Below are 14,215 nucleotides of genomic sequence, written 5' to 3' on the forward strand. Positions count from 1 at the left end.
GCTCAGTCCGCGCGCTGCGGCGACGGCGCGGACCGCTCCGTGCGGTGGTCGGCGACGTGACCGCACTCGGGGCAGACGATGGTGCGCTCGTCGCCGTCGCTGACGACGAGCCACCCCTCCGAGACGGGGTTCTGGAAGCTGCACTCCGCACAGAAGAGGACCGACTTCCGGCGGGACGACCGGGAACCGCTGGCGACTGCGTTCATGTTCTACCGTAGTATCCGGACGTATATGGGTCTTGTTCGACCCGATCATTCGGTATATAGCGAACGATAACCGGCGAACGCACGACTACTCGGATCCGGGGCGATCGTTCGTCTCAGAAGTCTGACTGTATTTTCTCGCGGGCTCCCACCGCGTTTCCGGTCGACGGGGTCTACCGCGCCAGCGGCATGTTGTAGCTCGTCTCCGCGTCCATCACGTGTTCCCACGTCGCCTCGCAGTCGCAGGAGACCTGCTCGAAGACGCTCGGGTCTTGGCGCTTGTCGAAGTCCTTGATCGCGGTCTGGACGCGGTCGTCGCACTCGCCGCAGTTGTGCGCGCCGCGGTCGGAGCCGTGGCCGACGGGGTCGGAGACGACGATGGCGTCGACGTCGGCCGTCTCCTCGAGGACGTGCGCGACCGACCAGAGCCACGGCGGGCGGTAGCCGCCCTCGAAGAACAGCTCGTCGACCATCGTGTAGCGCTGGACGTTCGTCGGGTTCATGGAGACGGTGTGGCAGCCGTCGACGTCGGCGCAGCGCCGGATCGAGTCGACCATGTCGGCAGCGGCCTCGGGCTCCGCGAGGAAGGGCGGCTTCATGAGAAGGTACGCCTTGATCCCCACGTCGGCGTCGAACTCGGCGTCGGCCGCGGCCGCCTCGGCGCAGGCGTCCTCGAAGTCGGCGAAGTCGAAGTACTTGTTCACGCAGTCGTGGCGGACGCGGTCGGTCGCCGTCTCCAGCCCGACCGCGACGTCGGTCGCGATCCCGTGGGCCGCGAAGTCGCCGATCTTCTCCCGGCTCACGAAGTCCGGCAGCGACTCGACGACGATCCGGTCGCGGTCCGCGAACGTCTCGGCGATGGCTCGGCGGGTCTCCGCGGGCACCTCGCGCTCGTCGAGGAAGGAGCCGGAGGTGTAGATCTTGATGAGCTCGGCCGGGGCGTCCGCCTCCTCGCGCTCGTGGTCGAGACACACCTCGATCTGGTTCATGAGGGCCTCGTGGCTGACGCTGCCCCCCTCGACCGACTCCGCGACGTAGCCGCACATGGTGCAGCCGCCGGCGCGGGCCCACCGGCACCCGCCGGTGTTGAGGATGATCGTGAGGGAGTTCACCACGCCGTCGGGCGTGTTGTCCTCGTCGATCCACACGCGGGTTGGCTGCGTCGGGTCGTACGTCTCCGAGCGCTCGGCGCGGACGTCGCGCATCACGGCGTTGTGCGCGTCCATCCCGCGCCCCTGCTCGTACGCGTCGGGGCTCGGCTTGCTCATTACCGGGGAAAGCGGCCGCGCGCGTAAAGCCGTGTCGTCATCGCGGACGCTCCCAGGCGAGAATCGCAGCGACGACCGCGCCGACCGCGTTGACGACGGCGTCGCTCCACGCGAACGACCGCCACGGGATCGGCGCCTGCACGAGCTCGATCCCGAACCCGAACGCGGTCGCCGCGGCAGCCGCCGCGACGACGGCGACGACGCGCGGCTCCCGTCCCGTCGCGGGAACGAGCAGGGCCGCGAGAATCGCGTAGCCGACGACGTGGAACGGGACGGTGAGTCCGACCCCGGCCGGGAGCGCCCCGACCACCAGGCCGACCGCTCCGTCGACGACACCGACGGCCCCGTCGGGGCCCCCCGTCGCTCGCGCGCTCGGGACCGGCACGACCGACGCGACGAAGACGAGGACGCCGACCGCGGCCGCGAGGGGCCGGGACCGCGTCGCCGACGCCCGCGGCGACGCGTCTCCCGGGCCGCGGTCCGGTCGTCGCCCTCGGTCGGCGTCCGTCACGCTCGCGGTTCGGTTCGCGGGGAGTTAGGGCTCACGCCGTCGCGGGCGATCGGCGTTGACGCCGGGAGTCACCGAAACCGCTCGCTCGCACGACCGTCGAGGCGTCGCCCTGACGCCCCCGCGATTGGGTCTTCGTCGCCGGATTTCGACGGTTCGGCTCGCGCAGTTCATTTATACTGCTAACCCGTTCATGTTCGGGTCGGCGTAACCGGTATCAGCTACGTCGGGAGGTGAACAACTAACACGCTACAGTCCGTCTATAATGAACGAGCATTACATGACTGAAATGGGCGGCTACAGGGACCGAGTTGCACAGGTCGATCTCGGCCGAGGAGCGGTCGAGTACCGCGGAATCGACGACGAAGACGCGGAGAAGTACATCGGCGCGCGCGGGCTGGGCGTGAAGTACGTCTTCGACGCCGGGCCGGACGTCGACCCCATGGGACCGGACAACCGACTGGCGTTCATGACGGGCCCCCTCACGGGGACGCAGACCGTGATGAGCGGCCGCATCGCGCTGGTGACGAAGTCCCCGCTGACGGGGACGGTCACCGACTCGCACCACGGCGGCTGGTCGGGCGCGCGGCTCAAGTGGGCCGGGCTCGACGGCATCCTGCTGGACGGCGAGAGCGACGAGCCCGTCTACCTAGTCGTCGAGGACGGCGACGTCGAGGTACGCGACGCCTCCCACCTCTGGGGCCAGGGCGTCCACGACACGATCGACGACCTCGGCGAGGAGGTCGAGGGGTCCGTCGGCAAGAACCTCTCCGTGATGGCGATCGGGCAGGCCGGCGAGAACGGCGTGCGCTACGCCTGCGTCATCAACGAGGACGACCGCGCGTCCGGCCGCGGCGGCACGGGCGCTGTCATGGGCGCGAAGAACGTGAAGGCCGTCGTCGTGAAATCGGGGACCGACATGCCGAAGCCCGCCGACTCGGAGACGTTCCAGGAGGGCTACCAGCAGGCGATGGAGGTCATCCGCGAGTCCGACGTCACCGCGCCCAACGAGGGCGGGCTCTCGATGTACGGCACCAACGTCCTGATGAACGCGACGGAGGAGATGGACGGTCTCCCGACGAAGAACGCGCAGCACACTTCGACGGAGGCGTACAACGAGGCCGATGGCGTCGACATCGAGGCGGAGCGCGTCTCCGGCGAGAACGTCCGGGAGAACATCCTCGTCGACGAGCCGACGTGTCACTCCTGTCCGGTCGCCTGTAAGAAGGAAGTCGACGTCGACGTCACGCACAAGGGCGAGGACCTGAACGTCCGCATGGAGTCGTACGAGTACGAGTCCGCGTGGGCGCTCGGCCCGAACTCCGGCCACTCCGACCGCGACGAGATCGCTGTCATGCTCGACCGGTGTAACGACCTCGGCATGGACACCATCGAGGCCGGCAACATGATGGCGATGGCGATGGAGATGAGCGAGGAGGGGAAACTCGACGGCGTCGGTCACCTCGACTGGGGCGACTCCGAGACGATGATCGACCTCATCGACGAGATCGGTCACCGGTCCTCGGATCTCGGCGACCTCCTCGCGGAGGGCCCCGAGCGCGTCGCCGAGGGGAAAGACGCCCACGACAACAAGCTCTCCGTCAAGGGCCAGACGATGGCCGCGTACGACCCGCGCTGCATGAAGGGGATGGGGATCGCGTACGCGACCTCCAACCGCGGCGCCTGCCACCTGCGCGGGTACACGCCGGCCGCCGAGATTCTCGGCATTCCGGAGAAGGTCGACCCGTACGAGTGGGAGGGCAAAGGCGAGCTCACCGCCACCTTCCAAGACCTGCACGCGGTGTCGGACTCGTTCGACATCTGCAAGTTCAGCGCCTTCGCGGAGGGGATCGAGGAGTACGTCCTCCAGTACAACGGCGTGACCGGCCGCGATGTCACCGAAGACGAGCTGTTCGAGGCCGGCGAGCGGGTGTACAACCTCGAGCGGTACTTCAACAACCTCGCCGGCTTCGACGGCGCGGACGACACGCTGCCGAACCGCTTCATCGAGGGGCACCCGGACGCCATCCCCGGCACGGGCGCCAGCGAGGGCGAGCTGGTCGAGCTCGACCAGATGAAAGCGGAGTACTACGAGTCCCGCGGCTGGGTCGACGGCGTCGTCCCCGACGAGAAGCTCGCCGATCTCGGGATCGATGTCGGCCCCGGTACCGGCGTCTCCACCGGCGACTCCGCGGCCCCGGCCGACGACTGAGGACGGCCGCGTCCGGCCGCCGCGAGCCGCTCGGTTCCGCGTTCATTTTTAAGTGATTCGCGCCGATAGCGGCGCGCATGGCGCACGACCCGCTCTCTCCCGCCGAAGCCCTCCGTACTCGCACCGGGGCCGTCCTCGCAACGGTGAGTCTCCTCGTGCTCGTGTACTCGCTCCTGATCGTCGGACGGGTCCTGTTCGGAGTCGTCGTCGTCCTCGCGCTCTCGGTCGGTCCGTACATCTCGTACCGCCTGTTCGCCGCGCTCGACGCGCTCGCGGACGGCGCCCAGCGGATCGCCGACGCCCGCGAGCGCGAGGCCGAACGGGGATCCCGGTTCGGATCGGTGAGCGAGCGCGCGGAGTCGCCCGCGGATCGAGTCACGGAGCGGGAGCGCGAGCGGTAGCCCGTCTCGCGAACCGAGAACTCGGCGCGTTATTTAAAACGTGAGCCGTCGTCTCGGCGCGTCATGAACGCCCGCCCTATCGCGACGATCGGCGTCGCACTCACCGCGTTCCTCGTCGTCGCCGCCGTCTTCACCGAGGCGCTCGCGGCTCAAATCGCCTTCTCCGCGCTCGTCGGGCTCCCCGCGGGGCTCGCGGCCGGAGTCGTCGCGGGCGCGGCGGTCCGGACTCGCCTCTGGCGCTCGCCGAGCGCGCGACCGGCCCTGCTCGGGATCGCCGCGTTCGGCTACGCGCTCCTCGTCGCCGCCGCGGTCTCGTACGCCGTGCCGCCGGCTCGCGACCTCGTGAGCGTCGCGACCGCGGTCCCGTTCGCCGCGGTCTGCGCGGTCGGGGTCGGGCTCCTGGCGCGGCGCTACCCGGAACGGGTCAACTGAAAAGACCGCGTCACACCCCGGCCGCCGCTCACGCGAACGCGACGAACCGGAACAGCCACAGCACGCCCATCCCGACCGCGATGGTCGCGAACACGTTCTCGGTGCGCCAGGCGACGACGCCGGCCACGGCGCCCGCGATCAGCCGCTCGTCGAGTAGCGTCGCCGCGACGGAGGGGCCAAGCGTCACCAGATCGGGGAGCACCAGCGCGGCGAGCACCGCGGGGGGGACGTACCGCAGGGGGCGCTTTATCGCCGCGGGCACCTCGTCGATCCGGCCGAACAGGTGGATGAACGAGAGCCGGAACCCGTACGTGGCGACCCCGATGAGGAGGATCGCGATCCAGACGCGCACGGAGGGGGCGGCGGGAAGCGCGCCCGTCACTCGCCGACCACCTCCGCCAGCAGTCCGACGACGATTCCGGAGACCGCCCCGACGAGCAGCCCGAGGTTCAGCGGGAGCCCGGCCGCGACGACGGCGACCGCGCCGGCCGCGACGCCCGCCGCGGTCGTCGGTCGGTCCTTCATCGCGGGAACGAGCAGCGCGAGGAAGACGAGCGGCACCGCGAAGGTGAGTCCCCACGCGTCGGGGACGCCGGCGCCGACGACGACGCCGACGACCGTCCCGACCTGCCAGACCACCCACAGCGACGCGGCGGCGCCGAGGTAGTAGCGCCAGCGGCTCCGGTCGGGGTTCTCGTCGAACTCGGCGACCGAGAGCGCGTACGCCTGGTCGGTGAGCACGTACGCGAGGCCCGCGCGGAGCCGGCGGCCGTACTCGGCGAAGTACGGCGCGATGGAGGCCGAGTACATCACCATCCGGACGTTGATCACGACCGCCGTCCCGACGACGACCGCGAGCGGCGCGTCCGCCCCGAGCAGGTCGAGCGCGGCCAGCTGGGAGGCGCCGGCGAAGACGATCACCGACATCCCGACCGCCTCCGCGAGCCCGAGGCCGGCGTCAACCGCGGCGATGCCGGCGACGAGCGCGAACGGGACGATCCCGAGCATGAGCGGCGACACGTCTCGCACGCCGGCCCAGAGGTCGCCGTCGAGGAGCGAGTCGCTCACGGCTATCCGTCCCGCGGGTAGACCGGCTCGTCGTACTTGGCGGCGAGGTGGTCCGCGTGCTCCAGCTTCGCGTTCGCCTTGCGGAACGTCCCCAGGAGCGAGTGGATCTCCCGCTCGGTCGGGTGCGCGCGTCCGAGCAGCCGGCGCATCAGCAGCGCGTTCTTCTCGCGGACGTGCTCGCGCTGGCCGGTCACCGCGAGGAAGTCGCCGAAAAACTCGTGGAAGCGCTCCAGGTCGGCCTCGGGGGCGCGCGTGACCGCCGTGTCCGGGAGCTGCGTCTCGTCGACGGTGAGGTCGCGGAGCTCGTAGAGGAGGACGGTCGCGGCCTGCCCGAGGTTCAAGACCGGGTAGTCGTCGGCGGCGGGGATCGAACACACCTCGTCGAGCCGCGAGAGTTCCTCGTTGTTGAGCCCGCGGCCCTCCCGGCCGAAGACGACGGCCGTGGGGGCGTCGACGGTCTTCAACGACTCCCGGAGCTCGACGGGGGTCTTGAACGGGAAGCGCTCGTGGCTCCGGTCGTCCTCGCCGGTGATCGCGGTGGTCCCGACGGTGTGGTAGTTCGACACGACCTCGTCGAAGGTCACCGTCTCCGCGTTCGGGAGGACGTCCTCACGGGCGTGACCCGCGAAGCCGTACGCCTCGCCGCCCTCCTTCAGCTCCGGGGGATCGACCAGCTTGAGGTCCGAGAGGCCAAAGTTCTTCATCGCCCGGGCGATGGTGCCGACGTTGCCGGGCGTCTCCGGCTCGACGACGACGACGACCGGCTTGCGGCGGGTCGACCCCTCGGATCCGTCGTCCCCGGCGCTCGCGCTGTCGCTGTCGACGCTCGCGTCTCGGTCGACGCCCGCGCCCTCGTCGCCGCTCATCGGTTCGACGGGTAGTCGGTCGAGAGGTCGACGTCCTCGAAGTCGTCCTCGCTTAGTTCGTCGTCCGCGTCCGCCTCGCCGCCTTCCCCGCCGGCGAGTCCGAGGATGTCGATCCGGTCGCCCTCGAAGTCCCGCTCGACGCGCTCTTGGATCTCCTCCTGGTCCGGCAGGTCCGGGAGCCCGTCGGGGTCCTCGTCGACGTGCTCGACGGAGCCGTACCCCTCCGGGGCCCCGTTGCCGGCCGCGACCCACTCGTGGAAGCGGTCGCCGAACTCCAGCTCGCCGGCGTGTTCGCTGCCGCCCTCCTCGCGGAACCAGTAGATCAGGTCGGGCTCGTGTTCGGGGCAGCAGAGCACCTCGCCGTTGGGTTCCCCGTAGACGATCTCGGCCTGGTTACAGCGGTGGACCTCGCTTTCGCCGTACTCGAGGTAACAGACGTCGCACGGCTCCTCGACGAGCCCCACGAGCCTGAAGAGGCGCTCTCGGGGCCCCTCGGGGATCTCGTCGAGCGGCTTGAGCTCGCCGTCGTCGGTGAAGATCTCCTCCTCGTCGAACCGCCACCCGCGGAGGCCGACGCTCACTTTCGCCATGCCAGCGGGTAGGCGAGCCCCAAATAAAAGCGCGTCCTTCCCGGGGCGGGCGGGCGGGCGTCGGCGAGGCGGCCGCGCGCGCGGTCGGCGGGACGGGGGACCCGTTCGCGGGGCATATACCCGAGCGCCTCGTGGGTCCGCCAATGCGACGCCGCGAGATGTTGGCCGCGATCGGGGGCGGTTCGGTCGGGGGGCTCGCGGGCTGTGTCGGGAGCGGGCCGACCCCGAGCGACGGTGGCTCCGGGGCCGGTACCGACACGGACCCCGCGACGGACTGGCCCTCCGGCGCGTACGCCGACTACGACGCGACGCCCGTCGAGGCCCGAACCCCCGACGGCGACCGCCTCGGGACGGTGACCGCCGCGGTCGCCGAGACCGGCGACCAGCGGTTTCTGGGCCTGAGCGACGCGGAATCGCTTCCGGAGGACGCCGGCATGCTGTTCGTCTTCCCCGCGGAGCGGGACAGCCTCGCGTTCGTCATGCGCGACATGGCGTTCGGAATCGACATCGTCTACGCCGACGGCGACGGGGGAATAGTCGAGATCCACAACGCGCCGGCGCCCGGCCCGAACGAGGACGGCGAAGAGCAGCGGTACCCCGGTTCGGGGCGGTACGTGCTCGAAGTCCCGTATAAATGGACCGACCGCCACGGCGTCGAGGTCGGGGACGCGTTACTGTTCGATTTATAACCGATCGTCGGTCTGTTTATAAATAGTCGTCTCCGGACTCCGGCGTCTCAGGTCTCGGTAGGTCCCGGTCACTGAGAGTTCGTCGAAGGCGAGACTGGCGCGGAACGAACAGGAGAGACCGCGAATCGAGAGGGATCGCGGAGAGGCGCGAAACGCCCCTCCGAGAGTGCGTTCGGTCGGTCGCTACTGGCTGCTGTTTCCGCCGTTGCCGTTTCCACCGCCGTTGCCGTTTCCACCGCCGTTGCCGTTGCCGCCGCTGTCGCCGTTGTCGTCGCCGTCGTCTGACCCGATAAACGGGGTGACAGCGTCGAGAACGGCCTGCTGGGAGAGGGCCGAGTCGAACGCGTTCGGGAAGGGGATCTCGCCGTTAATGTGATTGAGGAACGCCGCGTGACGCGCCTCGACGCTGTGGATCGACAGCGCGGCCCCCAGGAGGTCGGGGCTCTCGATGAACGGCGCCGCGCCGGCGTACGCCGCGACCCCCGTGTTCTCGAACACCTGGGCGGTCGCCAGGAACCCGTCCACGGTGTCAACCCCGAAGTCGTAGGTGGCCTCGGCGTTGGGCTCCCCGCCGAGCAGCGCGATCGCCTCGCTGAGGACCTCGACGTGGGTGGCCTCGTGTTCGCCGATCACCTCGACGTAGTCGTACGTCATCTGGACCTCGTTCGACGTTTCGCTGCTGAGCTCCGAGAGGGGCATATCGTACTCCGCCCGCGCGAAGTCGTCCGCGCTGAACGTCTCTAACTCCTCGCGATAGAACGCGTTCTCGAGGTGTTCCAGCGTGAGCGCGTAGTTCAACACGTCGATGTCGGTCCCCTGCACGTCGTCGAAGTCCGCCGTCATCTCCTCCGCAGTGCTGTCCCCGCCCTGTCCCATCGCGAGGCCCGTGCCACCGCCGAGCGCGAGTACCGTCCCCCCGGCGAGCGCCGAGCGGCTCAGGAAGCTCCGACGGGAATCGCCGCCCTCCGCCTGTTCTTTCACCGACTCTGCGATTCGTTCCGCGTACGCCTTGGGGTCGTCTATGTCTGTCATCGTTACGGAGAATTGAGGAGAAAGCCTCGCCGTTCACGGCGGGGATGAATCCGACAAACCCTCCACGAACCACGTTCGGCGTGCCGAAAGGATGTTTTAAGTAACCTGAGACGTATTTGATGGCAACCGAGGCGGTCCACCCGCCCCACTAATCGGACAATATCGGGATTCCCTCATTTCAAGCGGAAGACACCCTCTTCCGTGTCGAAATAGGGTGTAGGCAGTCAGAAGTACCTCCGAATCCCATGCCGGGATAGGAGTAACGGCTGGTTGGCACAGCCAGTAGCCGTCATCGAGGCGTCTACAAACCTTCAACATCCCAACCCAGCGGTGCGGTGCCGTGGGAATCTTCGCCCTTCAGGGCGGAGAGGATGTCAAACCGGGTGATCCCCGGCGTCCGACGGTTCGGGCACATGACTCATAGTTATATACAGGGTAGAAACAGTACCGCTGCGTTACTTTTGCATAACTGAATAGTACGTTCACAGCGCCGGCAGCGGTCGAGACGACGGGTTCGCGGTGTTCGCGCAGCCGTCGCCGGCGGCGTCGTCGTCGGCCGTCGGCGGAGCGGTTGGCTCCTGCTTACTCGCGGCCGATAGGTGCTCACGGCACCGCTTAGTCGGGTATTGGTCCCGATGCCGCACCGGTCGCGCTCGACCCGATTCCGACTCCGGTCTCCCGGCGAGGACGTCGGGTACTCGCCCCGTTTATGTCGCTCGCGCCCGTGGTAACGGTATGCAAAACGTGGACGCCGCGGGGCTCGGAATCGGCGACGATCACCCACCGCGGATCATGGGCGTGCTCAACGTCTCCGCGGAGTCGCCGTACGATCCGAGCGTGTACGACGACCCGGGCGAGGCCGCCGCGTACGTCGACGAGGAGCTGATCGGCGAGGGCGCCGACATCGTCGACGTCGGCCTCGAATCGGCCAACAAGGACCTCGACGTGCTCTCGGCCGAGGGGGAGCTGGACCGCCTCGACACGGCGATCGAGACCCTCGAATCGACCTCCGGCGACGCCGTCTGGTCGATCGAGACCCGCTATCACGAGGTCGCCGACGAGGCGCTGGCGCGGGGGTTCGACATGGTCAACGACATCTGCGGCTTCGCCGACCCCGAGATGCCCCGCGTCTGCCGCGAGCACGACGCCGCCGTCTCGAAGATGGCCTCGCCGCCGGACGTGGAGCGGCCGGGGGCGATCGAGGACGTGGACGAGATATACGACGCGCTGTCGATGAACGGGCTCACCGACAAGACGATCCTCGACCCCGCCTTCGGCGGGTGGTCCGAGGCGAAGACCCACGCCGACGACCGCGAGACGTTCGACCGCCTGCGAGAGTTCCGGGGGTACGGCCGCCCCCTGCTCGTCTCGATCAACCGCAAGAGCTTCCTCAAGACGATCGCGGGCCGCTCCACCGAGGAGGCCCTTCCGGTGTCGCTCGCCGCCACGTCGATGGCGGTCGAGCGCGGCGCACACGTGATCCGCACCCACGACGTCGCCGAGACCCGCGACGCGGCGCTCGTCGGCGCCGAGTTCGCTCGCGACCGCGTCCGCTCGGGCCGCGACGCGGGCGACGTCGCCGTCGAGGAGCTCGACGTGACGACCGCGCGCGAGGCGAAGCGCCACCTCGACAGGCTCGGCGTCGACCGCGACGTCGCCGGCGACGCCGCCGTTCGCTCCTACGAACTCGCCGGGCTCCCGGAGCCGGCGGTCGGCGCGCTCCGGGCCGCGACAGCGGGAGCCGAGGGGGTCGACGGGGCCGCGTTCGCCCTCGCGGGGGCGGCCGACGCGGCGACCGCCGACCCGCCCTCCGCGACCGACGGGGGCGCCGTCGACGGCGGTGAGGTCGACGAGCCCGCGGGAGCCGGCGGGACCGGGCTCGTGGTCTGTACGCCTGCCGGGCTCGCAGGGATCAGAGACGCGGTTTCCGGTGTTTCCGCCGCGCTCGACGCCGCGCTCGAAACGATTGACGCCGGCCGGAAGTAAGAGAAAGTTTATGCCGTCGTGCAGACAACCAATCGATCGGACGCCGGAGGGGCACGCGGGTAGGGGTACTCAGTGCTACTCCGGCCCATACCACATTCGAACCCGCCAGCGACGGCGCCGCGCGGCGCCCGAGCGAGGGCGGAACTGCGACGTCGGCGGAGTTCACTCGGAGGGGCCCACGTGAACTTCGAGACGTTCGAGCCGACCTACGAGGCGATCCTCGCGGAGTTCGGCTTCGAGCGAGCCGCAGACGAGCGCGCCCGCGACGTCGCCGCCGAGCTGGCGACCCCCTTCCCGCTCGACCGGCTCGGCGACTGGCGCGGCGCGACCGTCGCGGTCGCGGGCGCCGCGCCGCGACTGGTCGAGGACGTCGATATCGCCCGCGACGCCGACGTCGTCGTTGCCGCCTCGACCGCCGTCGACGTCCTCCGCGACCGGGGAGTCGAAGTGGACTGCATGGTGACCGACCTCGACAAGAACCCGGAGACGGCCGCGGCGCTGACCCGCGATGGCGTGCCGGTCGCGGCCCACGCCCACGGCGACAACGTCCCCGCCGTCCGCGAGTGGCTCCCGCGGTTCGCCGACGAGTGGACGCTGGCGACGACGCAGGCGGCGCCGACGGGACCGGTCGTCAACACGGGGGGGTTCACCGACGGCGACCGCGCCGCCTTCCTCGCCGACCACGTTGGCGCCGGCCGGCTCGTCTTCCCCGGCTGGGAGTTCGACGACCCCGACGTCGGTCCCATGAAGGCCAGGAAGCTCGACTGGGCCGCCCGGCTGCTGCGGTGGCTCGAACGCCGCCGGGACGAGCGGTTCGGAATTCTCGACGGGCGGCGAGGGGAGTCGGACGCGGCGCTCGACCGGATCCTGTCCGGCGGCGATCAGTAGGGCGACGACTCGACGCGCTCCTTCGGCAGCAGCTCCTCGCGGTCGCGCGCCTCCAGCCACTCTACCAGCTGCACGAGCTGATCGGTCGCGGCCTCGAACAGCCGCTCGGCCTTCTCCGGCGTCACGTCGGTCGGGTCGCCGAAGGCCCCGTTCGCGGAGTTGTCGACCGAGTCGTAGAACGTCCGGGCGCCGTGGACGAACGCGTCGGAGTCGCCGAGGTGGACCAGCCCGTCGTCGCGGGCGTTCTCCAGCTGGTCCTCGCGGACGAGCTCGGGGGCGATGTGGGTGATCATCGCGGTCTCTTTCGGGCCCGCGTGGGGACCGTTGTGTTCGAACAACTCGTCGACGAGCTCCGGGATCGACTCGTCCCACATCCACTCCAACGCGTACGTCGTCCCGTCTCGGTGGAGCCGTCGGCCGACCTCGCGGAGGTGCTGGACGTTACCGCCGTGGGCGTTCACGTAGACGACGCGGTCGATCCCGTGGTACGCGAGGTTCCGGGTGAACGCCTCGACGTACTCTCTGAACTCCGGCGGGTCGACCCACATCGTCCCCGGGAACTGCCGGTGGTGCGGGCTGACGCCCACCTGTATCGTCGGCGTGCGGATCACGTCGGCCTCCTCGGCGGCCGCGCTCGCGAGCGCCTCGGCGATGAGGTGGTCGGTCGCCAGCGGGAGGTGCGGTCCGTGCTGCTCGGTGGAGCCGAGGGGGACGACCGCGACGGACTCCTCCGAGAGCCGCGCTCCGAGTTCCGGCCACGTCCGGTCGGCGAGGTACATATCGGGAGGTGTGCGTCGGGACGTATGAACCCGGCCGTTCCGGCGCGGCTCGCCGTCTCGTCGCGTGTCGCCACCCTTTTTGTGTCGTCCGGCCGAATTGGCCGTTATGTTCGGAGGCGGCGGCATGAACCCGCGAAAGATGAAACAGATGATGAAACAGATGGGAATCGACGTCGAGGACATCGACGCCGAGCGGGTCGTCATCGAGACGGCCGACGGCGACGACCTCGTCTTCGACGGCGCCCAGGTCACCAAGATGGACGCGCAGGGCCAGGAGACCTACCAGATCGTCGGCTCGCCGGAGGCGGTCGCCGACGCGGGCGCCGGCGGGGGGCCTTCGGCCGTCGAGGCCGACGCGGGCGCGGCGGCGATCGAAGACGACGGCACAGATGACGCCGGCGTCCCGGACGAGGACGTGGCGCTGGTCGCCGAGCGCGCCGGCGTGCCGCAGTCGACGGCTCGCGAGGCCCTGGAAGACGCCGACGGCGACCTCGCCGCCGCGATCGCGGCCCTGGAGTGACTGATCCGGCGTGACGGACGCCGCGTACCTGCTGGTCCACGACGACCGGGAGTACCTGTTGGAGCCCGGCGAGGAGTTCGGCACCGACCTCGGCGTGCTCGAAGTTCCCGAGGACGTCGCCGACGGCGACACCGTCGAGACCCACCTCGGCACCGCCTTCGAGGTCCGCGAACTCCGCGGCCCGGACCTGTTCAACCACCTCGAGCGCACCGGCGCCCCGATGATGCCCCGCGACGTGGGGCTCGTGATGGGCCACACCGGCGCGTCGGGGGGCGACCGCGTCCTCGACGCCGGCACCGGCACGGGGATCCTCGCCGCCTATCTCGGCCGCGCCGGCGCGGACGTGACGAGCTACGAGGTCGACGACGAGTTCGCCGACGTCGCCCGCGCGAACATGGCGACTGCCGGCGTCGCCGACCGCGTCGAGGTCCGCACCGGCGACATCACCGAGGAGCTGGACGCGCTCGCCGACGGGGACCCCTTCGACGCCCTCACGCTCGACACGGGGGACGCGCCCGCGGTCGTCGAGCGCGCGGACGAGGTGCTCGCCTCGGGCGGCTGTCTCGCCGTCTACTCGCCGTTCGTGGAGGGGACCCGCGACGCCGTCCTCGCCGCCCGCGAGGCGGGTCTCGACGGGATCGAGACGCTGGAGACGATCCAGCGCGAGATGGACTTCTCCGACCGCGGCTCCCGCCCCTCCACGGCGGGCGTCGGCCACACCGGCTACCTCGTCTTCGCGCGGGCGCCCTGACCGGCGCAACGCTCTTTCCGGT

The 14,215-nt window shown here is 70.0% G+C and carries 17 protein-coding genes; 8 read left to right on the top strand and 9 right to left on the bottom strand.

Features of this window, described 5'->3' with window-relative positions; genetic code table 11:
• Nucleotides 1-2 precede the first annotated feature (2 nt).
• The 3 genes from N5096_RS09510 to N5096_RS09520 form a co-directional block, all read right to left on the bottom strand.
• Nucleotides 3-206, bottom strand: a complete 204-nt coding sequence (locus tag N5096_RS09510) for a DUF8106 domain-containing protein (protein WP_267664232.1) — start codon at nt 204-206, stop codon at nt 3-5.
• Between the two features lie 170 nt (nt 207-376).
• Nucleotides 377-1,471 (bottom strand): archaeosine biosynthesis radical SAM protein RaSEA, encoded by a 1,095-nt coding sequence (locus N5096_RS09515; RefSeq protein ID WP_267664234.1) that lies wholly within the window; start codon nt 1,469-1,471, stop codon nt 377-379.
• 37 nt (nt 1,472-1,508) lie between these two features.
• Entirely contained in the window at nt 1,509-1,982 is a 474-nt protein-coding gene (locus tag N5096_RS09520) for a hypothetical protein (protein WP_267664235.1), read from the bottom strand.
• Nucleotides 1,983-2,259: 277 nt separating this feature from the next.
• Between N5096_RS09520 and N5096_RS09525 the strand changes: the two genes are divergently transcribed.
• From N5096_RS09525 to N5096_RS09535, 3 genes are all read left to right on the top strand, one after another.
• Nucleotides 2,260-4,191 carry an aldehyde ferredoxin oxidoreductase family protein gene (locus N5096_RS09525; protein WP_267664236.1) on the top strand — a complete coding sequence of 644 codons (1,932 nt, stop codon included), beginning with the start codon at nt 2,260-2,262 and terminating at the stop codon, nt 4,189-4,191.
• A 77-nt stretch (nt 4,192-4,268) separates the two neighbouring features.
• The gene (locus N5096_RS09530) at nt 4,269-4,592 is read left to right on the top strand and encodes a DUF8066 domain-containing protein (protein WP_267664237.1); all 324 of its coding nucleotides are present in this window, start codon (nt 4,269-4,271) and stop codon (nt 4,590-4,592) included.
• A gap of 63 nt (nt 4,593-4,655) precedes the next feature.
• A complete protein-coding gene (locus tag N5096_RS09535) occupies nt 4,656-5,024 on the top strand; it encodes a DUF8147 domain-containing protein (protein WP_267664238.1) in 369 nt (122 codons plus the stop codon).
• Nucleotides 5,025-5,052: 28 nt separating this feature from the next.
• On the opposite strand, the gene N5096_RS09540 is transcribed toward N5096_RS09535, so the two are convergent.
• The 4 genes from N5096_RS09540 to N5096_RS09555 all read right to left on the bottom strand — a co-directional run bounded on the left by N5096_RS09540 (nt 5,053) and on the right by N5096_RS09555 (nt 7,548).
• Nucleotides 5,053-5,406, bottom strand: coding sequence for an AzlD domain-containing protein (locus N5096_RS09540; RefSeq protein WP_267664241.1), 354 nt, complete (start codon nt 5,404-5,406; stop codon nt 5,053-5,055).
• On the bottom strand, nt 5,403-6,032 hold the full coding sequence (locus N5096_RS09545; RefSeq protein ID WP_303654961.1) for an AzlC family ABC transporter permease: 630 nt from the start codon (nt 6,030-6,032) through the stop codon (nt 5,403-5,405). Before N5096_RS09545 ends, N5096_RS09540 begins: the two co-directional genes overlap by 4 nt.
• Nucleotides 6,033-6,094: 62 nt before the next feature.
• The gene (locus N5096_RS09550) at nt 6,095-6,958 is read right to left on the bottom strand and encodes an RNA methyltransferase (RefSeq protein ID WP_267664245.1); all 864 of its coding nucleotides are present in this window, start codon (nt 6,956-6,958) and stop codon (nt 6,095-6,097) included.
• A complete protein-coding gene (locus N5096_RS09555; protein ID WP_267664247.1) occupies nt 6,955-7,548 on the bottom strand; it encodes a DUF8114 family protein in 594 nt (197 codons plus the stop codon). Before N5096_RS09555 ends, N5096_RS09550 begins: the two co-directional genes overlap by 4 nt.
• 143 nt (nt 7,549-7,691) lie before the next feature.
• On the opposite strand from N5096_RS09555, the gene N5096_RS09560 reads away from it, so the two are divergent.
• Complete coding sequence (locus N5096_RS09560) at nt 7,692-8,237, top strand: DUF192 domain-containing protein (protein WP_267664248.1); 546 nt, start codon at nt 7,692-7,694, stop codon at nt 8,235-8,237.
• Between the two features lie 183 nt (nt 8,238-8,420).
• On the opposite strand, the gene N5096_RS09565 is transcribed toward N5096_RS09560, so the two are convergent.
• On the bottom strand, nt 8,421-9,269 hold the full coding sequence (locus tag N5096_RS09565) for a ferritin-like domain-containing protein (RefSeq protein WP_267664249.1): 849 nt from the start codon (nt 9,267-9,269) through the stop codon (nt 8,421-8,423).
• 735 nt (nt 9,270-10,004) lie between these two features.
• Between N5096_RS09565 and N5096_RS09570 the strand changes: the two genes are divergently transcribed.
• Both N5096_RS09570 and N5096_RS09575 read left to right on the top strand, forming a co-directional pair.
• Entirely contained in the window at nt 10,005-11,255 is a 1,251-nt protein-coding gene (locus tag N5096_RS09570; RefSeq protein ID WP_267664250.1) for a dihydropteroate synthase, read from the top strand.
• 180 nt (nt 11,256-11,435) lie between these two features.
• Nucleotides 11,436-12,143 carry a 6-hydroxymethylpterin diphosphokinase MptE-like protein gene (locus N5096_RS09575; protein WP_267664251.1) on the top strand — a complete coding sequence of 236 codons (708 nt, stop codon included), beginning with the start codon at nt 11,436-11,438 and terminating at the stop codon, nt 12,141-12,143.
• Here the strand turns inward: N5096_RS09575 and N5096_RS09580 are convergent.
• Nucleotides 12,137-12,922, bottom strand: coding sequence for a creatininase family protein (locus N5096_RS09580; RefSeq protein WP_267664252.1), 786 nt, complete (start codon nt 12,920-12,922; stop codon nt 12,137-12,139). The genes N5096_RS09575 and N5096_RS09580 overlap by 7 nt on opposite strands.
• A 106-nt stretch (nt 12,923-13,028) precedes the next feature.
• Here N5096_RS09580 and N5096_RS09585 point away from each other — a divergent pair, with 106 nt between their 5' ends.
• Nucleotides 13,029-13,442, top strand: a complete 414-nt coding sequence (locus N5096_RS09585; RefSeq protein ID WP_267664254.1) for a nascent polypeptide-associated complex protein — start codon at nt 13,029-13,031, stop codon at nt 13,440-13,442.
• Between the two features lie 10 nt (nt 13,443-13,452).
• A complete protein-coding gene (locus N5096_RS09590) occupies nt 13,453-14,193 on the top strand; it encodes a tRNA (adenine-N1)-methyltransferase (RefSeq protein ID WP_267664255.1) in 741 nt (246 codons plus the stop codon).
• The last annotated feature ends 22 nt before the right edge of the window (nt 14,194-14,215 follow it).

The organism is Halorubrum yunnanense (assembly GCF_026586675.1).
Classification (GTDB): domain Archaea; phylum Halobacteriota; class Halobacteria; order Halobacteriales; family Haloferacaceae; genus Halorubrum; species Halorubrum yunnanense.

Excerpts from the sequence above, each read along its gene's own strand:
- N5096_RS09510 (WP_267664232.1), bottom strand. The coding sequence starts at position 206 with ATGAACGCAGTCGCCAGCGGTTCCCGGTCGTCCCGCCGGAAGTCGGTC.
- N5096_RS09515 (WP_267664234.1), bottom strand. The coding sequence starts at position 1,471 with ATGAGCAAGCCGAGCCCCGACGCGTACGAGCAGGGGCGCGGGATGGAC.
- N5096_RS09525 (WP_267664236.1), top strand. The coding sequence starts at position 2,260 with ATGACTGAAATGGGCGGCTACAGGGACCGAGTTGCACAGGTCGATCTC.
- N5096_RS09530 (WP_267664237.1), top strand. The coding sequence starts at position 4,269 with ATGGCGCACGACCCGCTCTCTCCCGCCGAAGCCCTCCGTACTCGCACC.
- N5096_RS09535 (WP_267664238.1), top strand. The coding sequence starts at position 4,656 with ATGAACGCCCGCCCTATCGCGACGATCGGCGTCGCACTCACCGCGTTC.
- N5096_RS09545 (WP_303654961.1), bottom strand. The coding sequence starts at position 6,032 with ATGCTCGGGATCGTCCCGTTCGCGCTCGTCGCCGGCATCGCCGCGGTT.
- N5096_RS09550 (WP_267664245.1), bottom strand. The coding sequence starts at position 6,958 with ATGAGCGGCGACGAGGGCGCGGGCGTCGACCGAGACGCGAGCGTCGAC.
- N5096_RS09555 (WP_267664247.1), bottom strand. The coding sequence starts at position 7,548 with ATGGCGAAAGTGAGCGTCGGCCTCCGCGGGTGGCGGTTCGACGAGGAG.
- N5096_RS09560 (WP_267664248.1), top strand. The coding sequence starts at position 7,692 with ATGCGACGCCGCGAGATGTTGGCCGCGATCGGGGGCGGTTCGGTCGGG.
- N5096_RS09565 (WP_267664249.1), bottom strand. The coding sequence starts at position 9,269 with ATGACAGACATAGACGACCCCAAGGCGTACGCGGAACGAATCGCAGAG.
- N5096_RS09570 (WP_267664250.1), top strand. The coding sequence starts at position 10,005 with ATGCAAAACGTGGACGCCGCGGGGCTCGGAATCGGCGACGATCACCCA.
- N5096_RS09580 (WP_267664252.1), bottom strand. The coding sequence starts at position 12,922 with ATGTACCTCGCCGACCGGACGTGGCCGGAACTCGGAGCGCGGCTCTCG.
- N5096_RS09585 (WP_267664254.1), top strand. The coding sequence starts at position 13,029 with ATGTTCGGAGGCGGCGGCATGAACCCGCGAAAGATGAAACAGATGATG.